This is a genomic window from Pseudomonas oryzihabitans, assembly GCF_001518815.1.
GTDB lineage: Bacteria > Pseudomonadota > Gammaproteobacteria > Pseudomonadales > Pseudomonadaceae > Chryseomonas > Chryseomonas oryzihabitans_E.
Genome location: NZ_CP013987.1, coordinates 2352871 through 2372535, shown reverse-complemented (window position 1 = coordinate 2372535; position 19665 = coordinate 2352871). Strand labels below are relative to the sequence as shown.

The window sequence follows — 19665 nt, the reverse complement described above, 5'->3', positions numbered from 1 at the left end:
AGATCGCCAACAGTATCCCGAGGACTTCATGGAACTCTCGCTATATCGGAAAGGAACATCCCCTCGCGCTCACGGGCTGAAGGGGCGCAGTCTGGCCGCACCTCTCGCGCTCGGCGTGCTGGGTAGCTGCGTACTACTCCTGAATGGGCAGGACGCCAGGGCTGACGGCTTCTTGGACGACAGCAAGCTCACGCTGACCCTGCGCAACTATTACTTCGGCAGTGATCGCCGCAACGGGCGTGCTGACCAGAAGGACTGGACCCAGGGCTTCCTGTTGGACTACCAGTCCGGCTTCACCCAGGGCACCGTTGGCCTGGGTGTCGATGCCTTCGGCTATCTGGGCATGAAGCTCGATGCCGGTCCTGGGCGGCGGGGTACCGGCAACCTGCCAATCCATGCCGCCAACGAGCCGGCAGACGAATACTCCCGGGCCGGCGCGGCAGCCAAGCTGCGGCTGGGGCAGACGGTTGTTCGCTATGGCCAGCAACTGCCCACGGCGCCGGTGTTCGCCATCAGCACCAGCCGCCTGGTGCCCCAGAGTGCCACCGGCTGGAGCCTCTTGAGCACCGATATCCCCGACCTGACCCTGGAAGCCGGGCATTTCACCTCGGGTACTGATCAGGTCAGTACCAACAGGGACGGCGATCTTTGGGCGGGCTACGCCCGCCGCCGCGCCGATCACGTCGACTTCGCCGGTGGCAAGTACAAGCTGGCCGAGGGTGTCAGTCTGTCGCTCTATGCCGCCCAGCTCGATGACATCTGGAACCAGTATTACGGCAACTTCAATCTGGTACGGCCACTGTCGGCCACCCAATCCCTGACCTTCGACGGCAACCTCTATCGCACCCGGGATACCGGCGCCGCCAATGCTGGCCCTATCGACAATACGTCATACAGCCTGGCTGCCGCTTACAGCCACGGCCCCCAGACCTTCACCCTCGGCTGGCAGCGGATCGATGGCGATACACCGTTCGACTACATCGGCATGGGTGACAACGGCCGTACCGGCGGTGGTCTGTTCCTGGGCAACGCTTCGATGTTTTCCGACTTCAACGCACCCGGAGAGCGCTCCTGGCAGGCGCGCTACGACCTCAACTTCAAGACGCTGGGCGTGCCGGGTCTCAGTCTCATGACCCGCTATATCAAGGGTACCGACATCGATGGCAGCCACCTGCCCGTGGGTAGCGCCTACCGAGGGATGTACGGAGCCGATGACCAGGAGCGCGAGCTGAATCTGGAAGGACGCTATGTCGTGCAGGCCGGTTCGGCCAAGGGACTGTCCATCAGGGTGCGCCAGGCCTGGCACCGCGGCTCGCTCTCCACCGGTGGTTCGGTGGATCAGCTGCGGGTGATCGTCGACTATCCGTTGCGACTGCTCTGACGCTCGGCCGGTACTGCTGGCACGATTGTGGCGGTGGGTCTGGTGTGGATGTCCAAGCCAGGCCTGGCGCCAGCCGGTTGAGCGCGAGCAGGTGAGAGGGCGCTAAGCCCTACAGAAAAGAGCGCGCTCATGAGGTTCGCATCCGGTTACAGCCCTCGCATGCAGAGGTAGAGAACGAATCGGCGCTTGGCCTGCCTAAACAGTGTCCAATCAAACCGGAGTCCTACCATGAACGCAAAGAAAACCGCCGCCTTGATGTTTGCTGGTCTGATCGCCGTCAGTGGCGCTGCCTTCGCAGCCGAGAGCGCGGGTAACCCGCCGAAGGCCAACAGTGCTGGTATGGGTACCCCGGCTGGTCAGAAGACCGGTGAAGGCGCTGGCGCCGCCACCGGTGCTGGCAAGACCACCATCAACGAGCAAGGCCAGAAAAAACAGCAGTAAGGCCAAGGGGCTGCCGGTACGCTCGGCGGCCCTTACCTTTCGATAGTTTGAACTTTATCGGCCCTTTCTGTCGAAGGGAGCCGAACGTTTGCGTACAGGGGTTAGATGGTGAGTGGGGAAACTGGCAAGGTCGTCCTGGTGGTCGAGGATGAGCCGCAGATTTTGATGATCCTTGCGGACTATCTTTCCGAACTGGGTTACACCGTCTTGCAGGCCCCGTCTTCGCTCGAAGCCTTCCGCATCCTCGCGGGCAGGCCACATCTCGATCTCCTCATCACCGATTTTCGTCTGCCCGATGACGTTTCCGGCGTAATGATCGCCGAGCCGGCACTCAAGCTGCGCCCCGATCTCAAGGTCCTGTTCATTAGCGGCTATCCTGCCGAAATCATCGATACCGGCTCCCCGCTACTGGGCAAGGTTCCTCTGCTGACCAAGCCGTTCTCCCTCGAACGTCTGCACCTGCAGGTGCAGAAGCTGCTCGGCGCCTGATCGACACCCGCCGCACAGATCGTTTTCCCGCCAGGACAGTCTATTGATCAGGCGCGACCAGTCCGGTCGCCTCAGGTTGGGAGACATTGGCGTCCATGGCTATCAAGCATTTCACTCATCACGAAGCGATCTCGTCTGCCGTTCCGGCTGAGCAGGGATTCGAAGCGGTCATCGCCGTCAAGGCGCGGCGGGAGGATGCGCATCCGACCTTTCACAAGGTCGCGACCGAGCGGCATTTCGACCTGGCCTCCGAAGCGGAGGAAGCCGCCGATGCGGCCCTCAATCGCGTGACGGAAATCGGTGAGAACGATGAACTTCTCTGGGACGAGCAGGCCGTCTGATGAAGCGAGACCAGGAGCGTGACGAAGAACCTCGACAGAGCGGGGAGTCCACTCCGGAAGATCCGGAGCTGAGTCGCGAAGAAGAGGAGGATGTCGACGAAAACCAGTTGCCACGTGCCGTGGTGCTGCACGAGATCATTCGTACCCAGGGTGATCACGAGCTGGAACGGACCCTCGCTGCGCTGTTCTGGTCGGCGCTGGCCGCGGGTTTGACCATGGGCCTGTCGCTGATGGCCATGGGCTTGCTCAATGCGAATCTGCCCGAGGGGGGCTACACCAAGATCATCGCCAGCTTCGGCTATTCGGCAGGCTTTCTGGCGGTGATCCTCGCGCGCCAGCAGCTGTTCACCGAGAATACCCTCACGGCGGTGTTACCCGTGATGAGCGAGCCCACGTTACACAACTTCGGCCGACTGGCGCGGCTGTGGAGCGTAGTGCTGGTCGGTAACCTGCTGGGTACCATCCTGGTGGCCTACGTGGTCCTGCACCTGCCACTGTTCGACGCCAAGACCGATGCGAAATTTCTGCAGATCGGCACCCATGTGATGGAGAACGATGTCTCGGCAATGTTCGCCAAGGGCATAGTCTCGGGCTGGATGATCGCCACCATGGTCTGGATGCTGCCGGCAGCGGAGAACGCCAGGATCTGGATCATTGTGCTCATCACCTATCTGATGGCACTGGGCGACTTCACCCATATCGTGGTGGGCAGTGTGGAGGTGGCGTATCTGGTGTTCGCCGGAGAGGCGAGCTGGGGGGACTTCTGGCTGACCTTCGCCGGGCCGACCTTGGCAGGCAATATCGTCGGGGGCAGCCTGATCTTCGCGCTGATCAGCCACGCTCAGGTACGCAGCGAAACCTGAAAGCAGAAGGGCCGGCAAATAGCCGGCCCTTCGCGCTGATCAGGCAGCTGCCACGATCACTCGTCGTCGTTGAGCTGGCCCATGGCGGTGGTGTTGAAGCCGCCGTCGACGTAGAGGATTTCGCCACTGATGCCCGAGGCCAGATCCGAGCACAGGAAGGCGCCGGCATTACCCACTTCATCGATGGTCACGTTGCGACGAAGGGGGGTCTGGCGCTCGTTGGCAGCCAGCATCTTGCGGAAGCTCTTGATGCCCGAGGCCGCCAGGGTACGGATGGGGCCGGCGGACACGGCGTTGACGCGAGTACCCTCCGGGCCCAGGCTGCCGGCCAGGTAGCGTACACCGGCTTCCAGACTAGCCTTGGCCATGCCCATGACGTTGTAGTTGGGCATGGTGCGCTCGGCACCCAGGTAGGACAGGGTCAGCAGGCTGCCGTTGCGGCCACGCATCATCTCGCGACCGGCCTTGGCCAGGGCGACGAAGCTGTAGGCGCTGATGTCGTGGGCAATCTTGAAGCCGTCACGGGTGGTCACAGCGGTGAAGTCGCCATCCAGTTGATCGCCAGGAGCGAAGCCGACGGAATGGACGATACAGTCCAGGCCATCCCACTTCTTCGCCAGTGCGGCGAACACGGCTTCGATCTGGGCGTCGTCAGCGACGTCGCACGGGAAGCACAGCTCGGGGTTCGAGCCCCAGCCTGCGGCGAATTCTTCGACGCGACCCTTGAGCTTCTCGTTCTGGTAGGTGAAGGCCAGCTCGGCGCCCTCGCGGTGCATGGCCGCGGCGATGCCGGAGGCAATGGACAGCTTGCTGGCGACGCCGACGATGAGAACGCGCTTACCGGCGAGAAATCCCATGGTTTTTTCCTCTTCTGTGTTGAATCCCAGGCAGCAGCCAGAGGGCTGAGGTCCGGGTTGGGCAGGGCTCTGCGCAGGTCAGAGCGAGATCTGGTCCGGGCACCTGGAGGTACCCGACACGGGTGGGGCGGTAAGGTAGCAGGTCGATACCCGCGACAAAAGCGCTGGATGACCGCTGCGGTGCGGGGTCGCGGCTCAGTTGAGGAACAGCGTCAGTGTCTGACCAGGCGTCAGGGCCGACGCGATGCGCGGATTCCAATCCTGCAGGGCCTGCACGCCGATGTTGTAGCGCTTGGCGATCTGGTACAGCGAATCACCGGCCTTGACCCGGTAGTAGGTCGGGGCAGCCTTGGCGGTCTTGGTCGTCTTGGCTGCCGCCTTGGCGGTCTTGACGGTATAGGACGCCGGCATCGCCACGGCCGTGGCAGTGCTGCTGCCAGTGCCATGCAGCTTCAAGGTTTCACCGACCTTGAGACCACGCTTGCCCAGGTCGTTCCAGCGCTTGAGATCGCCCAGTTCCACCTCGTTGGCGCGGGCGATGGACCAGAGGCTGTCGCCGGTCCGCACCTTGTAGGTCCGTACCACGGGCTCTTCGGCCACGGCGATGGTTTCGAGAGGGGTGGTGGTCTTGCCGGTCTCGCGACGCGGAATCATCAATTCCCGGCCAGCGGACAGGCGGCTGCTGCTACTGAGTTTGTTGAGTGCTACGAGTTGCTCGACGCTCACGCGATTGCGCTTGGCGATGCTGCGCACGGTATCGCCCTTACGTATCCGGTATTCCTGCCAGCGCACCACGGCTTCGGGGGCGATATTGGGCAGGGTCGCGACCAGACGCTTGGCCTTTTCCGCCGGCACCAGCAGATGCTTGGGGCCGTCCATGGTCACGCGCTGGGTGTAGGCGGGATTGAGGCGATAGAGTTCGTTGGCATCCAGGTCGGCCAGCTCTGCGACCCGCGCCAGGTCCAGGTGCTGCTTGATGTCCACCACCTCGAAGTAGGGCTCGTCCGGAATGGATTCCAGGGCCAGGCCATAGGCGTCCGGATTGCGTACGATCTGGGAAACGGCGAGCAGCTTGGGCACGTAATCCTGGGTTTCTGCCGGTAGTGAGGACAGATTCCAGTAATCGGTGGGTAGGCCGAGCGACTGGTTGCGCTCGATGGCGCGGCTCACCGTTCCCTCGCCAGCATTGTAGGCGGCCAGGGCCAGCAGCCAGTCGCCACCGAACATGTCGTGCAGCTTGGTCAGATAGTCCAGCGCGGCATTGGTGGAGGCGGTGATGTCGCGGCGACCGTCGTAGAAGCGGGTCTGGCGCAGGTTGAAGTACTTGCCCGTGGTCGGGATGAATTGCCAGAGACCGGAGGCAGCGCTACGCGAGAGGGCATTGGGATTGAAGGAGCTTTCCACCACCGGGAGCAGGGCCAGTTCCAGCGGCATGTTGCGCTCTTTGAGGCGCTCGACGATGTAGTGCAGATAGGGGGCGCCGCGGCTGCAGGATTGGGCGAGCGCCGCCTCGTGGCTCGCGTACCAGAGTCGCTGGCGTTCGATGCGTGGGTTGGTCCCGTTGTCGCCCGCGCCCTGTAGTTGATAGCCGTCCCTCACTCTGTCCCAGATATCGCCGCTGGTGGCCGCCGCCGCCGGGGCTTTGCGCAACCACTCGGGAGGCCGCTGCATCTTGTTGGGCGTCATTTCCAGATCGGCCTGGTAGGGCTGATCCGCCGACTGCGGGGTGCTCTGGCAACCTGCGAGGAAGACAGCAAGGCATAGCGCCGAGACTTTGAAAGAGGTGGCCAGCACGTCTATTTCGCGGGTTTTCGGCGTCGCTGGCGGCATTGGTCTGGGCTTTCCGGGAACTGGAGGATGGGCGATTCTAGGAACCGCATCCCGGGGGGTCAAGGAACAACCCGTCAGCCTGTGACCTGTACGACGACCGAAGACCCGCTGTTCCAGCGCTGCCAGAGGGGCCGATCAATGAGTGTCAGAACGTGTCCTTCCAGGCTCTCAGGGCCGCGAAAAAGGTATCCTCCGAGGCATCCGCGGCCACCTCGCGCTGCTCTTGCAAACGTTGCCGAACGCTGCGCTCGGTCGTCCGTAGGAAGGGATTGATGTGGCGTTCGCGACCTAGTGTAGAGGGTAGGGTGGGGCGTTGGGCGTCACGTAGCCGCTCGGTCTCGGCCAGGGCTTCCTGGACGGCGGGGCTATCCGGTTCCACGGCCTGGGCGAAGCGCAGGTTGCTCAGGGTGTATTCGTGGCCGCAGTAGATCTCGGTGGCGTCCGGCAGGCTGGCCAGTCGGCGTAGGGAGGCCAGCATCTGGCTAGGCGTTCCCTCGAAGAGGCGACCGCAGCCTGCGGAAAAGAGGGTGTCGCCGCTGAACAGCAGCGGTCGCTCGCCGGCGAGATAAAAGGCGATATGGCCGGCGGTATGGCCAGGGACTCGCAGGACTTCGAAGGTAGCGCCCAGGACTTCCAGACGATCGTTGTCCGCCAGCGGCAGGTCGACCTCGGCGATACGCTCGTCGGCTGGCGCCGCCACTCGGGCACCGCTGCGCTGCTTGAGTGCGGCGATACCGCCGGTGTGGTCGTTGTGGTGATGGGTGATGAGGATGTCGGTCAGCCGCCAGTCAGGGTGGTCATCGAGCCAGGTCAGCACCGGTGCGGCGTCGCCGGGATCGACCACGACCGCCTGTCTCTTCTCGGTGTCGGTGATCAGCCAGATGTAGTTGTCGTTGAAAGCGCGCAGCGGAAGGATGTCGAACATGAGGTTACTCTCTGATCGCTAGGGTAGCAGTCGGTAGCACGGTAACAGCAGAGGCTTCAGTATCAGAGGACCAGACGATGCACGATGAATTCTCCGCCCAGGTCGATCCGCGCTGGTTGAAACTGATGAGCTCGGCCCGGGAGTGGCTGTCGGGGCCCCTGGGGCAGTTGCTGCTCGAACAGGAGCGGCTGCTGATCGATGAAGAGCTCAAGCGGCATTTCGGCAGCTACCTGGTCCACTATGGCCCTCATCCCGAGTCGCCCGCCAACTGTGGCCAACTCCGGCATCGTGTTCGTATCGGTCCGCCGCTCGGCGATGTCGATATCGTTTGCGAGGAGGGGGCCTGGCCACTGGGCGAACACGCGGCGGATGTCGTGCTGCTGCAGCATGGTCTGGATTTCTCCCTGGCCCCCCATCGACTGCTACGTGAGGCGGCGCTCAGTGTCAGGCCAGGCGGGCATCTGGTGGTGGTCGGGATCAATCCCTGGAGTCTATGGGGGGTGCGTCATTACCTGGCCCGCGATGCGCTGCGCAAGGCGCGCTGTTTCGGTGCTCATCGGGTCGCGGACTGGCTGTCGGTGCTGGGGTTCGCGCTGGAGAAACGGCGCTTCGGGTGTTATCGTCCGCCGCTTTCATCCCCCAAGTGGCAACAGCGTCTGGCCTGGATGGAGCAAGGCGAAGCCGAACCCAACCGCGAACAGGCGGCGGGTGCGGGCTTCTATCTGCTATCGGCGCGCAAGCTGATGTTTGGCATGCGCCCCGCACCCCAGGTGCGCAGGGAACCGCGCGGCAAGCTGCTGCCCATGCCGGTGGCCAAGATCAGCCGGCGCGAATCGAGTGAATCCAATGAGTGACGACATCGTCGAGGTCTTTACCGACGGCGCCTGCAAGGGTAATCCCGGGCCGGGTGGCTGGGGTGCCTTGCTGAAATTCAAGGGTGCGGAGCGCGAGCTCTGGGGCGGAGAAGCCAACACCACCAACAATCGCATGGAATTGATGGCGGCCATCCAGGCCCTGGCAGCGCTCAAGCGCCCCTGCCAGATCCGCCTGACCACTGATTCCGAGTATGTAATGAAGGGCATCACCCAGTGGCTGGTTAACTGGAAGAAGCGCGGCTGGCAGACCGCTGCGAAGCAGCCGGTGAAAAATGCCGAGTTGTGGCAAGCCCTGGATGCCCAGGTCCAGCGCCACCAGATCGAGTGGCGCTGGGTGCGCGGCCATACCGGTCACCCGGAGAACGAGCGGGCCGACCAGTTGGCCAATCGAGGCGTGGACGAAGTCAGACAGGCCAGGCAGGCCGCCAAGGTCTAGCAGGGCGAGAGGTAGCGATGAGATACGTAGTGCTGGATACCGAAACCACCGGCATGCCGGTGACCGATGGGCATAGGGTCATCGAGATCGGGGGGGTGGAAGTCATTGGCCGGCGTCTGACCGGGCGGCATTTCCATGTCTATCTCAATCCGGATCGGCAGATCGACGAGGGTGCCATCGCGGTCCACGGCATCACCGACGAGTTCGTCGCCGACAAGCCACGCTTCGCCGAGATCGCCGACAGCTTCTTCGAATTCATCGAAGGCGCGGAACTGGTCATCCATAACGCGCCCTTCGACGTGGGCTTCATCAATATGGAGTTCGCGCGCCTGGGTGTTCACTCCGAGCGGGCCGATATCACCCAGCATTGCTCGGTCCTCGATACCCTGGTCATGGCGCGCGGTCGCCATCCCGGTCAGCGCAACAGCCTGGACGCCCTCTGCAAGCGCTATGGCGTAGACAATTCCAACCGCGAACTGCACGGCGCACTGCTCGACGCCGAGATTCTCGCCGACGTCTACCTGGCCATGACCGGTGGCCAGACCAGCCTGTCGTTGGCCGCGCATGGGCAGGAGGGCAATGGTGATGGCAACTACGTCATGCCGATCAAGCGCCTACCAGCCGATCGCCAGCGGACCCGGGTCATCAGCGCCACCGCGGAGGATCTCGATGCCCATGCCGCCCGTATGGCAGCGATCGAAAAGAGCTGCGGCAGGGTACCACTCTGGCTATCCACGCCTGGCGCTGAGTGATGGCTCCTCTGCACGGCTAACCGCCTGGCCTATCATTGGTCAGGCGTTAGCGTTCGTCTGAATAAGCTGAAAGCCTTCACAATTTTCAGCTACCGTTCAACAAAGATGCTGCAGGCTAAGCAATTGAGCCCGCATGAAGCATCATATTTCGAGTCTCACGGAACTTTCTTCGTTCCTTTGATTCCTAAGACGATTCGGAATAATCGCTTCGCTGTTGTGGATTTACAGGTCTGGTGTTTCGGAGCAGTGATCCCGGCAACCATGCATGGGATGATTAGCGTGGCTCGGTCAGGAAGACACGGGCACCTAGGCTTCATCGGAAACAGCAAATCTTTCTTCCCGTTTTAGAGTGGCGTTTGCGAGGTTGTATTGGCGCAGGAGGCGTAAGGCACCATGGTGACCGGAGCGAGAGCTTTGAGCTTGGTCCGCGAACAGTTGTTCGCGACCATCGAGGAAGCTGAGTCCCATCTTGAACGTTTCATTGTCGAGCGGCACTGCAGCAGTCTGTTGCAGCGCGCGGTCGAGAGTATCGGCCAGATTCGAGGCGCCTTGACGCTCATCGAACTGGCGGGTGCCCAACTGCTCGCCCACGAAACGCTGCAGATTGCCAATGACATCCCCGCCGGCGCTGGTCCCGAACACGACGAACACCTGATGTCGATTTGTCGGGGCCTGCATGTACTGCGCCGGTACCTGGAACAGTTGCGCAGCGGCCAGGACGAGATGCCCGAACTGCTGCTGCCCGCGATCAACGCCCTGCGCCTTGCCGGGGGCGAGCCCGAGCTTTCGGAAAGCTATTTTTTCAGCGTTCGTCTCGATCAGCGTCCGCTGATCAGCGAGACCACCCGACTCGGCATGCGTGAACGCCAGGCCCAGGCTCGCCGGATGCGGCAGATGTACCAGATCGGCCTGCTGGGATTCCTGCGTGACGTCAATGCCGTGGCCAGTCTCAGACTCATGGCGCGCGCCCTGGAACGATCCGCTGCACTGCTGCACGATCATGTTGGCGGCTATCTGCCCTGGGTCGCGGCCGCCACGGTCGAGGGGTTCGCCCAAGGCCGCCTGACCGCCACCCGCGAACGCAAGCAGCTATTCGCCCGTGTCGACCGCGAGTTGCGCCAGATGCTGGGCAATGATCTGCATGAGCCTGCGCGCAGCACCCTCAAGGAACTTCTCTACCTGCTGGCGCTGGCAGGGGCCGATAGCGCCCACCAGCAGGAAGTCATGAATGCCTACAGCATAGAGCGTCTCGGTTTCACCGATAGCCAGCTTGAAGCCGGCAAGAAGCGTCTGGCCGGTCCCGGTCATGCAGTCATGCATTCGCTGTCCGCAGCCATTCGCGAAGAGCTGGAGACGGTCAAGGACCTGATCGATCTCATCGAGAGCGAGGTGCGCAACGCCGCCGTGCAGCATCGTGCGCCGCTGTCCGACAATGTCTCCCGGCTGTATGTCCAGGTCGGCCTACTTGGCAAGACGCTGGAGATGGTTGGCCAGGAGAATGCCGGGCAGGTGTTGCAGCAGTGCCTGCCGAGCATCTCCCAGCTCCGGGAAAAGACCTTCGTACTCGAAGATCTCAGCCCCCTGGCCGACGCCTTGCTGCTCGTGGAAAGCCTGGTGGCTCATCCCGAAGGGCAGGGTTCCCTGATCGACGTTCCCCTGGAAGCCGACGATGTCCAGGTCAGTGTCGCCCACTATCAGCTCGGCGAAGCCCAGGCGTTGCTGCACCGTGAAGCCTACAAGGGCCTGACAGATGCCAAGCGCGCGATCGGCGCCTTCCTCGACTCCCGTGGCGATGCTCTGCACCTGGCCACGGTCCCCGCGCTGCTCGATACCGTACGGGGGGCGTTGTTCTTCCTGGGCAATCCACGTGCCGCTGAACTGGTACGGGCCTGTACCGGCTATATCCAGCGCTGCCTGATCGAAGGCGGCCAGGCCTGTGAGCCGGCCACCCTGGAAGTATTGGCCGACGCTCTCAGCAGCATCGAGTTCTTTGTCGAGAGTGGCGGTACCGAGGGCCAGGACGGTACGCCGGAAATCCTCGACATCGCGGCACAGAGCATTCGCGCCCTGGGTTGGACCTCGGCTGCCGCATGATGGCCTGGCAGTCTGGTTGGTTTCAGACCACCCAACCCGCGACCGGCTGGCTGGTCGTCCATAGCGGTCAGTCCTTTCTCTCCCGGAGTACGGACGTGCTCTTCGCCCCGGACGATCCGCACGTCCAGGGCCTTGCTGGTGATCGTCATGGCTTGGGGCTCTGGCAGGATCAGCCCGTCACCTTGCTCGAACTGGATTCGCCACCGGACATCGAGGGCTGTGCCTGGCAGCCCCTTCGGCCCCTGATGCTGCAATCGCCCCATGCGCTGTTCAAGCTCCTGGGCTATGCCAATCAGATCGGTACCTGGGCACGCCAGCACCGCTTTTGCGGTCAGTGCGGCACAGGCACCTTCGCGCTGGATGGGCAGCGTGGCCTGAAATGCCCGAATTGCCAGCTGACCCAGTATCCGCGGTTATCCCCGAGCATGATCGCCCTGATCACCCGGGGTGACGAGGTCCTGCTGGCACGATCGCCGCGCTTCGCGCCAGGGGTCTTCAGTACCCTGGCGGGTTTCGTCGAGCCGGGCGAGTCGGCGGAAGCCTGCGTGCACCGGGAGATCATGGAAGAAGTGGGTGTCACGGTAGGCAACCTGCGCTACCAAGGTAGTCAGAACTGGCCCTATCCGCACTCGCTGATGCTGGGGTACCACGTCGATTACCTGGATGGCGATATCCGTTGCCAGCCGGAAGAGATCGAAGATGCCCGCTGGTTCCACCTGAACGAGCTGCCGACGCTACCGCCGCCGTTCTCCATCTCCCGCTATCTGATCGATCTCTATCGGGTCGAACGCCTAGGCGGGACCAAACCAGTGCTGCCAGATTAGCTTGACGGTCAGCGCCAGCACCACGCAGATGAATACCGGGCGAATGAACTTGGCACCCCCGGCGATGGCGCTGCGTGCGCCCAGATAGGCACCCAGGGTCAGCGACAACCCCATGGTCAGCCCCAGTACCCAGATAACCTGACCGAGGGCGATGAACATCACCAGCGCCACGCCGTTGCTGACGAAATTCATGGTGCGTGCCACGCCGCTGGCCTTGAGTAGATCCAGGGGATACAGCAACAGGCTGCTGACGGTCCAGAAGGCGCCGGTCCCGGGACCGAACATGCCATCGTATGCCCGAGCGTCAGGCCCTGGGGCCACTGCCGCCGTTGCGGCACGGGCGCATCGCTCAGCACTGGCGCCTTGGGCGTGCCGCCAAACAGCAGATAGAGCGCGCAGCTGAAAACCACCACCGGCAGCAGCTGATTGAGGAATTCCGCGGACAAATGGTGGGCCACCAACGCTCCGATGCCCGCGCCCACTGCGGTTGCCACCAGCGCATGTCGCCACTGGCGGGGCTGGAACAGCTTGCGGCGATAGAAGGTATAGGCGGCGGTGGCGCTGCCAAAGGTGGAGCTGAGCTTGTTGGTGCCGATGGCCAGATGGGGCGGGATGCCTGCCATCAGCAGCGCAGGAACCGTAAGCAAACCTCCACCGCCGGCGATGGCATCGATGTAACCAGCCAGGAAGGCGACCCCGGCAAGCAGCGTCAGGGTCATGGGGTCCAGGGCGAATTCGAACATGGGAGCGGGCGCCAGGTGGAACGGGGGCGCCATCATGCATCAGACGGGCGCCGCTCACCACCTGTCTGCCCGCTCGATCAATCCAAGTCCGGAAAGGGCAGGCCGACGTAGTTCTCCGCGAGGGTAGTGCGACCGGCTCTGGAGTCCAGCAGCGCACGCACCTCGGCATCCTGCACCCGCTGGGTGAAGGCATCGGTATCGGGAAAGCGATGCAGCGCCGTGGTCATCCACCAGGAAAAACGGACCGCGGCCCAGACGCGCTTGAGACAAAGTTCGGAGTAGCGCTCGAGACAGCTGGCGTCGCCGTGGTGATAGGCCCGCTCCAGCAGCAGATGCAGATTGCGCACATCGCCCAGGGCCAGATTGAGTCCCTTGGCGCCGGTGGGCGGCACGATATGAGCCGCGTCGCCGACCAGGAACAGCCGGCCATACTGCATCGGTTCGACCACGTAGCTGCGGAGCGGGGCGATGCTCTTTTCCAGGGAGGGTCCGGTCACCAGTTGGGCGGCCGTCTCGGCGGGAAGCCGTGCCTTGAGTTCCGTCCAGAAGCGCTCGTCCGACCAGTTCTCCACCGAATCGCTGGCATCCACCTGCAGATAATAGCGACTGCGCGTTGCGGATCTCATGCTGCAGAGGGCAAAGCCGCGGGGATGATTGACGTAGATGAGTTCCTCGCTGGCCGGCGGGGTATCGCTCAGCAGCCCCAGCCAGCCGAAGGGGTAGACCCGCTCGTACTCGGTGAGGACACCTTCTGGAATGGTGCGGCGCGAGACGCCGTGGAAGCCGTCGCAGCCGGCGATGTAGTCGCAGTCGATCCTCAGGGCGTCGCCCGCGACCTGGCAGGTGACAGAGGGCCGTTGACCCTTGACCTCGTGGAGTTGAACCTCGCTGGCCTGGTAGAGGGTAGGAGCGCCGCTGGCCACCCGGGCGGCCATCAGGTCACGGGTCACCTCCGTCTGGCCATAGACGGTGACGCAGCGGCCGCCGAGCAGATCATTGAGGTCCAGTCGCTCGCGCTGGCCATGGATGGCGAATTCCACCCCTTCATGCACCTGGCCCTCCTGTTCCAGCCGTTCGCTGACACCTGCCTGGCGCAGCAGATCGACCGTACCCTGCTCGAGTACCCCAGCGCGAATGCGGCTGAGGACATGATCCGCGGTCTGGCGCTCGACGATGACGTTATCGATCCCGGAGCGGGTGAGCAGCTGGCCCAGCAGCAGGCCCGATGGGCCAGCGCCGATGATGACGACTTGGGTATGCATGAAGCAGGTCCTCTTATCTGGCGTAATCGCCGTCTTCTTGTATGGCTCCGGTATTTTTGAACGATTTTTTCGGGTATCGACAGGCGCTTTGCGCTGACTTTCTGGTACTTTCCAATGATTCGTGCGGCTATCGCCCAGGGGCTGACGGTGAACGACGCCTATCCACCCATTTTCAAGCTGTACGGCGAGGCTCAGGCCTGGCCGGCACCGGATCTGCTGCACTGCGAGACGATCGAGAGTCGCAGTCGGCTGCATGGCTGGTGCATCGAGAGCCATAGGCACGCGGATCTGGCCCAGTTGCTCTATGTACGCCGGGGCAGGGTGCGATTGCAGCTGGAGGATTGGCACGGCGAGCTGTCCGGGCCCTTGCTGGTGGTGCTACCCCTGCTGTGCGTGCACGCCTTCGCCTTCGATCCAGCGGTCGAAGGCTTCGTGATCACCTTGCCGGTCCCGCAGCTGGAGCGCCTGAAGCAACGCTGCCAGAGAGCCGGACAGGGCCTGTTCTTCAAGGCAGAGCGCCTGGTGCTGGCCAATGACGACGCCCTGTGGATCGACCAGCTCGTCAGTCAGCTCGTCGCGGAATACGAAGGGCGCCGGCCGGGACGCGAAGTGCTGCTCGAAGCCCTGCTCGATAGCCTGGCGATCTGGCTCATTCGGCAACATCGACATGAGCAGGAGGTAGCCTTGCCACGTCGCGCCGAACAGCACCTGGGTCGCTTCCTGGCGCTGGTGGAGCAGCATTATCGCGAGCAGTGGAGTCTCGGCCGCTATGCGGCGGCGCTCGGTATCTCAGGCGTGCATCTGAACAGTCTGTGCCGGCAGCTGGCGGGTGCCTCGGCCCTGGCCATCGTGCACCAGCGCCTGTTGCTGGAAGCGCGGCGCAGGCTGACCTATACCCAGGCATCGGTAGCGGAGGTAGCTGATCTGCTCGGCTTTGCCGACCCGGCCTATTTCTCGCGCTTCTTTCGCCGCGGCACCGGGCAGAGTCCGCTCAGCTATCGACGTCTTGCGGGCGAGGAATTGCGGCGCTGAGGCCGTCGCTGTCCGCGGCCAGGGTTTCGCCGACGCGAAGCGCCAGGGCATCCAGGTTGAAGGGCTTGGTGATCAGGGTCATGCCCGGGTCGAGATAGCCTTCCAGATGGGCACCCTCGGCATACCCGGTGGCGAAGAGCACCCTGAGTCCGGGGCGGCGCTGGCGTGCGATCTCGGCCAACTGGCGCCCGTTCATGCCGGGCAGGCCGACATCGGAGAGCAAGAGGTCGATCGGCCGCTGGCTTTCCAGCAGGGGCAGGGCGGCGCGGGCATCCTCGGCCTGCAGGGTGGCGTAGCCCAGTTCCCGTAGCAGATCCACGACCATCTGCCGCACGACGGGCTCGTCTTCCACCACCAGAACGGTCTTGCCAGCACCGCTGGGGGTAGGGGCAGGGATGGCCGCCTGGGGTGGCTCGACGTCGGCACCCAGGTAGCGGGGCAGATACAGGCCTACGATCGTGCCCTTGCCGGGTACGGAATCAAGACGGACGTGCCCTTTGGACTGCTTGGCATAGCCGTAGATCATGGACAGGCCCAGACCGGTGCCCTGGCCGATGGGTTTGGTGGTGAAGAAGGGATCGAAGGCGCGCGCCACGACCTCGGGCGGCATCCCGGTGCCGTCGTCGGTGACCAGCAGTGCCACGTAGTCGCCGGCGCTCACCGCATCCAGGCCATTGCCACTCTCGGCAAGGTAGACATTGCGCGTTTCGATGCGGATGGTCCCGCCGTGGGGCAGGGCATCGCGGGCGTTGATGACCAGGTTGAGCAGGGCGCTCTCCAGCTGGTGCCCGTCCGTCAACGCCTGCCAGAGATCCTCGTTCAGATCGAGCACCAGCACGATGTCACCGCGCAGACTGCGCAGCAGCAACTCCTCCATGGACCTGACGCTATCGTTCACGTGAATGGGCTGCAGATCGAGCGCCTGGCGCCGGGAGAAGGCGAGCAGCCGCTGGGTGAGAGCTGCCGCGCGCTGGGCGGAGCTCAACGCCGAGTGCAGGTATTGATCGAACTTGTCCTGGCGCCCGGCCTTGTGGTGGCGCTGCAGCATGTCGATGCTCCCCATGATGCCGGTCAACAGGTTGTTGAAGTCATGGGCGATACCGCCGGTGAGCTGACCGACCGCTTCCATCTTCTGCGCCTGGCGCAGCTGCTCCTGCAGTTCCTGCTGCTCGGTGACATCCCGGCCCACGGCATAGATGAGGTCATCCTCGGCTGTGGCCGTCCAGTCGAGCACCCGGTAACTGCCGTCGCGCCCTCGCAGCCGTGCCCTCAGGCTCGCGGAGCCCTGCTGGCGCCCCAGGCAGCTCAGGGTATCGAACACCTGGCGCTGATCGTCGGGGTGAATCAATTCGGCCAACTGAACGCTGGCCAGGTCCGTCTCGCGTCGTCCCAATAGGCGAGTGGCCGCGCTGTTGACGGTCTTCACCTCGCCGTCGGCCCGACAGATCACCATGAGATCGTGGCTGATGCGCCACATCCGGTCACGCTCGCGGGTCCGCAGTTCGATCTGGTGTTCGAGCTCCTTGCGCGAGCGGGTCAGGACCTCCCGCGCATCGACGATGCTCTGGATATCGGTGCAGGTGCCGAACCACTGCTCGATGCGGCCCTTGGCGTCACGTACCGGTTGCGCCCGGCCAAGTACCCAGCGGTAGCGACCGGAACGATGCCGCAGGCGGTATTCGATGTGGTAGGGCTCGCCCGTGCTGAGGCTGTGGTGCCATACCTTCCAGGTGCGTTCCTGGTCATCGGGATGGAAGACGTTGGCCCAGCCTTCGCCTTCCGTGGAGCCTTCGGGGACCCCGGTGAATTCATACCAGCGATCGTTGAAGTAGAAGTGATGGCCATCGGGCCGGGTGGCCCACACCATCTGGTCGATGGAGTTGATGATGGCGCGCAGCTGCGCCTCGTTGCGGGCCAGTTCCTGGGCTTGGCGGCGGTGGCCGCTGATGTCGATGAATAGCACCGCGAAGCGATCGCCCGGCAGCTTGTGGGCGCGTACTTCGTACCAGTGCTCGTGTTGCAGATGCAACAGGATGTCGAACTGGGTGAACTCGGCGTCGGAGTTCATGAAATCGATGTAGGCGGGCAGCAGATCGGCTTCCAGTTGCGGCAGCGACTGGCGCAGCGTCCTGCCCAGTACCTGGTCCAGCGGGATGCCGGTCAGGGTGGCGAAGATCGGATTGACCTCCAGGAAGCGGAAGTCTTCCATGAGGCCATTGGCATCCCGGATCGCCTGGGCGGTATAGAACCCCTCGCGCATGCCGTGGTAAAGCTCCTGCAGCCAGACATCCCGTTCGGTAATGGCCGCCTCATCGCGCTTGCGCTCGGTGATGTCGTAGCAGACGCCCAGGTAGCGCCCACCGCCCTGACTGTTCATCAACTGGCCACGGCGGCCCAGCCAGCGTTCCTCACCGGTATCGGCCCGACGAATACGGTATTCGAGATAGTCGAGGGCGTCGTCAGCGGGCGTCGCGGTCAGGGTACGCAGACTGCCGATGTCATTGGGATGCAACTGCCTGATCAACTCATCCAGGCCATAGCTGCGTCGCTCCGGCAGCCCCCACAGCTGGCAGAAGCCGGAAGACACGAGCAGGCGGGCTTCATCCGGCAGCAACTCGAAGGTGCCGACGCGCCCGACCTCCTGGGCCAGGCGCACGCGCTCCTCGGACACCAGCTGATCGGTTCGATCCTGCAGGACATGGGCGAAGCCGAGTACCGCGTCAGCGCTTCTCAGCGCCGTCGTGGCGACTTCCACCCAACGGGAGGCGCTGCCCTGAACGGCGATCCAGCCCGCACCGCGACCGTGGTCATCGACCAGCGACTGATGCTGGGCGGTCGCCAGGAAGGCGCTGCCCTGGCCAACCGTCAGCAGTTCGAGCAGGAGCTGCCCCTGTGCCTGCGCAGCTGGCCAGCCGCACAGGAGCTCCGCTCCCCGGTTCCAACGCTCGATACGCCCATCGCGGTCGGTGATGACCAGGGCATGGGACGTCAGCTGCAAGAGTGCCTGCTGTTCGAGCGAAGTGATCGACATGCTGGGGTTCCGTTCAGCGAGCGCGCAATGCGGGTTATTAGGCTTCGATACCCTCGCTCAGCTGGACGTTCAGACTGCGTAGGGCATTCCAGTACTCAGGATAGGTCTTGCCCACGCATTCGGGATCCAGAATACGAATGCCCGCCACCTTGAGTCCGGCCAGGGCGAAGCACATGGCGATGCGGTGGTCGGCGTGGGTTTCGATCACGGCCGCGACCTGGCTGCCGGCCAAGGCGGGATCCGCGGCTACCAGCAAGTCATCACCTTCCACCTGGGCGAGACCGGGACGGATGGCGTTCAGGCCATCGTGCAGCGCGGCCACGCGATCGCACTCCTTGACGCGCAGGTTGGCCAGGCCCACGAAACGCACCGGGGTTTCGTTGAAAGCTGCTAGCACTGCCAGGGTAGGGATGGCGTCCTGCATCTGCGAACCGTCGATGACCGCTGGCAGCCGCGGGAAGGCCGCGATGTACTCGCGGGCCTTGGCGTCTGGCTGGGTAAAGGCAGCGTCGGCCACGCCCAGGTCGATGGTGCCACCGGTCAAGGCCTGTGCGGCCCATAGATAGGTAGCGGCAGAGGCGTCCGGCTCGATGAAATAGTCCCGTGCAACGTAGCCGGTCGGTGCCACCTGCCAGGTCGCGGCGTCCAGTTGCTCGACCTCGGCACCAAAGGCGTGCATGGCCGCCACGGTAAGATCGATGTAGCCACGGGCGCCGATATCGCTGCCGCGCAGGGCAACCTCCACGGGCGCTTCACCCAGCGCTGCCAGCATCAGTAGCGCGGAGACGTATTGGCTGGAGAGGCCGGCATCCACCTCGAAGCGGCGCGCCGTGAGACGCCGCTGGCCAGTGACCGTCACGGGAGGGCAGCCCGTCGGGGCTGCCACCTGGATGCCGTTGGCACTCAAGGTGTCCAGCAGGGGCGCGAGAGGGCGCTTCTGCATGTAGGCGTCGCCCGTCAGGGTGACGGTGCCATCAATGGTGGCGACCGCCGCGGTCAGGAAGCGGACCGCGGTGCCTGCATTACCCAGGAACAGGGGTTGCGTCGGCTGCTGCAGGCGCCCGCTACTGGTCACCACGAAGGTGGTAGCGTCCGGTTCATCGATGGTTACCCCCATCAATCGCAACGCCTCGGACATGTGCCGGGTATCGTCGCTCTTGAGCGCGCCGGTCAGGCGGCTGGTGCCCTTGGCCAAGGCTGCCAGCAAGAGCGCCCGGTTGGTGATGGACTTGGAGCCGGGGGGGGCGATTCGTCCGTGCAGCGCGGATTTGGTAGGGGTAACAACGATGTAAGGTCTGGCGGACATGGGGGCTCCAAGCAACTTCGCGACAGCCATGGCGGCGGGCCGCAACAGGGGCGCCATGATGCCATTTCAGGGCATGCAACCCCAAGCATCTGATCTTAATACCACCCCTATATGCAAACACCTATTATCCCTGAACCTTCTCTGTCACAAACAGGTAATCAAGGCAGGGTAGTGCTAGCAGCT

At 63.6% G+C, this 19665-nt stretch carries 18 protein-coding genes and 1 pseudogene; 11 read left to right on the top strand and 8 right to left on the bottom strand.

Annotation, left to right across the window (positions count from 1 at the left end; genetic code table 11):
- The first annotated feature begins 28 nt into the window (after nucleotides 1-28).
- The 5 genes from APT59_RS10965 to APT59_RS10945 all read left to right on the top strand — a co-directional run bounded on the left by APT59_RS10965 (nucleotide 29) and on the right by APT59_RS10945 (nucleotide 3515).
- A complete protein-coding gene (locus APT59_RS10965; RefSeq protein ID WP_059314877.1) occupies nucleotides 29-1381 on the top strand; it encodes an OprD family porin in 1353 nt (450 codons plus the stop codon).
- A gap of 228 nt (nucleotides 1382-1609) precedes the next feature.
- Nucleotides 1610-1822 carry a hypothetical protein gene (locus tag APT59_RS10960; protein WP_059314876.1) on the top strand — a complete coding sequence of 71 codons (213 nt, stop codon included), beginning with the start codon at nucleotides 1610-1612 and terminating at the stop codon, nucleotides 1820-1822.
- 105 nt (nucleotides 1823-1927) lie between these two features.
- Nucleotides 1928-2311 (top strand): response regulator, encoded by a 384-nt coding sequence (locus APT59_RS10955; protein WP_156428945.1) that lies wholly within the window; start codon nucleotides 1928-1930, stop codon nucleotides 2309-2311.
- Between the two features lie 95 nt (nucleotides 2312-2406).
- A complete protein-coding gene (locus APT59_RS10950) occupies nucleotides 2407-2652 on the top strand; it encodes a hypothetical protein (protein ID WP_059314875.1) in 246 nt (81 codons plus the stop codon).
- Nucleotides 2652-3515: a formate/nitrite transporter family protein gene (locus tag APT59_RS10945; protein WP_059314874.1), complete on the top strand. Its 864-nt coding sequence runs from the start codon at nucleotides 2652-2654 to the stop codon at nucleotides 3513-3515. The genes APT59_RS10950 and APT59_RS10945 overlap by 1 nt, the downstream gene beginning before the upstream one ends.
- A gap of 56 nt (nucleotides 3516-3571) precedes the next feature.
- Here APT59_RS10945 and fabI read toward each other — a convergent pair whose 3' ends face one another.
- From fabI to gloB, 3 genes are all read right to left on the bottom strand, one after another.
- Nucleotides 3572-4372 (bottom strand): enoyl-ACP reductase FabI, encoded by an 801-nt coding sequence (gene fabI / locus APT59_RS10940; protein WP_042134086.1) that lies wholly within the window; start codon nucleotides 4370-4372, stop codon nucleotides 3572-3574.
- A 195-nt stretch (nucleotides 4373-4567) separates the two neighbouring features.
- Nucleotides 4568-6202 (bottom strand): lytic transglycosylase domain-containing protein, encoded by a 1635-nt coding sequence (locus APT59_RS10935; RefSeq protein ID WP_156428944.1) that lies wholly within the window; start codon nucleotides 6200-6202, stop codon nucleotides 4568-4570.
- A 145-nt stretch (nucleotides 6203-6347) separates the two neighbouring features.
- Nucleotides 6348-7127, bottom strand: a complete 780-nt coding sequence (gene gloB / locus APT59_RS10930) for a hydroxyacylglutathione hydrolase (protein WP_059314872.1) — start codon at nucleotides 7125-7127, stop codon at nucleotides 6348-6350.
- Nucleotides 7128-7204: 77 nt separating this feature from the next.
- On the opposite strand from gloB, the gene APT59_RS10925 reads away from it, so the two are divergent.
- From APT59_RS10925 to dnaQ, 3 genes are read left to right on the top strand one after another with little or no spacing between them, the layout of a single operon-like run.
- The gene (locus APT59_RS10925) at nucleotides 7205-7981 is read left to right on the top strand and encodes a methyltransferase domain-containing protein (RefSeq protein ID WP_059314871.1); all 777 of its coding nucleotides are present in this window, start codon (nucleotides 7205-7207) and stop codon (nucleotides 7979-7981) included.
- Entirely contained in the window at nucleotides 7974-8438 is a 465-nt protein-coding gene (rnhA, locus tag APT59_RS10920; protein ID WP_059314870.1) for a ribonuclease HI, read from the top strand. Before APT59_RS10925 ends, rnhA begins: the two co-directional genes overlap by 8 nt.
- Before the next feature lie 17 nt (nucleotides 8439-8455).
- A complete protein-coding gene (gene dnaQ / locus APT59_RS10915; protein ID WP_059314869.1) occupies nucleotides 8456-9190 on the top strand; it encodes a DNA polymerase III subunit epsilon in 735 nt (244 codons plus the stop codon).
- 306 nt (nucleotides 9191-9496) lie between these two features.
- Here the strand turns inward: dnaQ and APT59_RS22715 are convergent, their stop codons facing one another.
- Entirely contained in the window at nucleotides 9497-9841 is a 345-nt protein-coding gene (locus APT59_RS22715; RefSeq protein WP_237140595.1) for a hypothetical protein, read from the bottom strand.
- Between the two features lie 3 nt (nucleotides 9842-9844).
- On the opposite strand from APT59_RS22715, the gene APT59_RS10910 reads away from it, so the two are divergent.
- Both APT59_RS10910 and nudC read left to right on the top strand, forming a co-directional pair.
- Nucleotides 9845-11284 (top strand): ferrous iron transporter B, encoded by a 1440-nt coding sequence (locus APT59_RS10910; protein ID WP_237140594.1) that lies wholly within the window; start codon nucleotides 9845-9847, stop codon nucleotides 11282-11284.
- Nucleotides 11281-12108 carry an NAD(+) diphosphatase gene (nudC, locus tag APT59_RS10905; protein WP_082696326.1) on the top strand — a complete coding sequence of 276 codons (828 nt, stop codon included), beginning with the start codon at nucleotides 11281-11283 and terminating at the stop codon, nucleotides 12106-12108. The genes APT59_RS10910 and nudC overlap by 4 nt, the downstream gene beginning before the upstream one ends.
- Here the strand turns inward: nudC and APT59_RS10900 are convergent.
- Nucleotides 12076-12851: pseudogene (locus APT59_RS10900) on the bottom strand (TSUP family transporter). The gene nudC and the pseudogene APT59_RS10900 sit on opposite strands and share 33 nt — an antisense overlap.
- Before the next feature lie 77 nt (nucleotides 12852-12928).
- Nucleotides 12929-14113, bottom strand: coding sequence for a 4-hydroxybenzoate 3-monooxygenase (gene pobA, locus APT59_RS10895; RefSeq protein WP_059314867.1), 1185 nt, complete (start codon nucleotides 14111-14113; stop codon nucleotides 12929-12931).
- Nucleotides 14114-14227: 114 nt separating this feature from the next.
- Between pobA and APT59_RS10890 the strand changes: the two genes are divergently transcribed.
- On the top strand, nucleotides 14228-15145 hold the full coding sequence (locus APT59_RS10890; protein WP_059314866.1) for a helix-turn-helix domain-containing protein: 918 nt from the start codon (nucleotides 14228-14230) through the stop codon (nucleotides 15143-15145).
- On the opposite strand, the gene APT59_RS10885 is transcribed toward APT59_RS10890, so the two are convergent.
- On the bottom strand, nucleotides 15105-18176 hold the full coding sequence (locus APT59_RS10885; protein WP_059314865.1) for a hybrid sensor histidine kinase/response regulator: 3072 nt from the start codon (nucleotides 18174-18176) through the stop codon (nucleotides 15105-15107). The genes APT59_RS10890 and APT59_RS10885 overlap by 41 nt on opposite strands.
- A gap of 37 nt (nucleotides 18177-18213) precedes the next feature.
- Nucleotides 18214-19482, bottom strand: a complete 1269-nt coding sequence (aroA, locus tag APT59_RS10880) for a 3-phosphoshikimate 1-carboxyvinyltransferase (RefSeq protein ID WP_059314864.1) — start codon at nucleotides 19480-19482, stop codon at nucleotides 18214-18216.
- Nucleotides 19483-19665 lie beyond the last annotated feature (183 nt).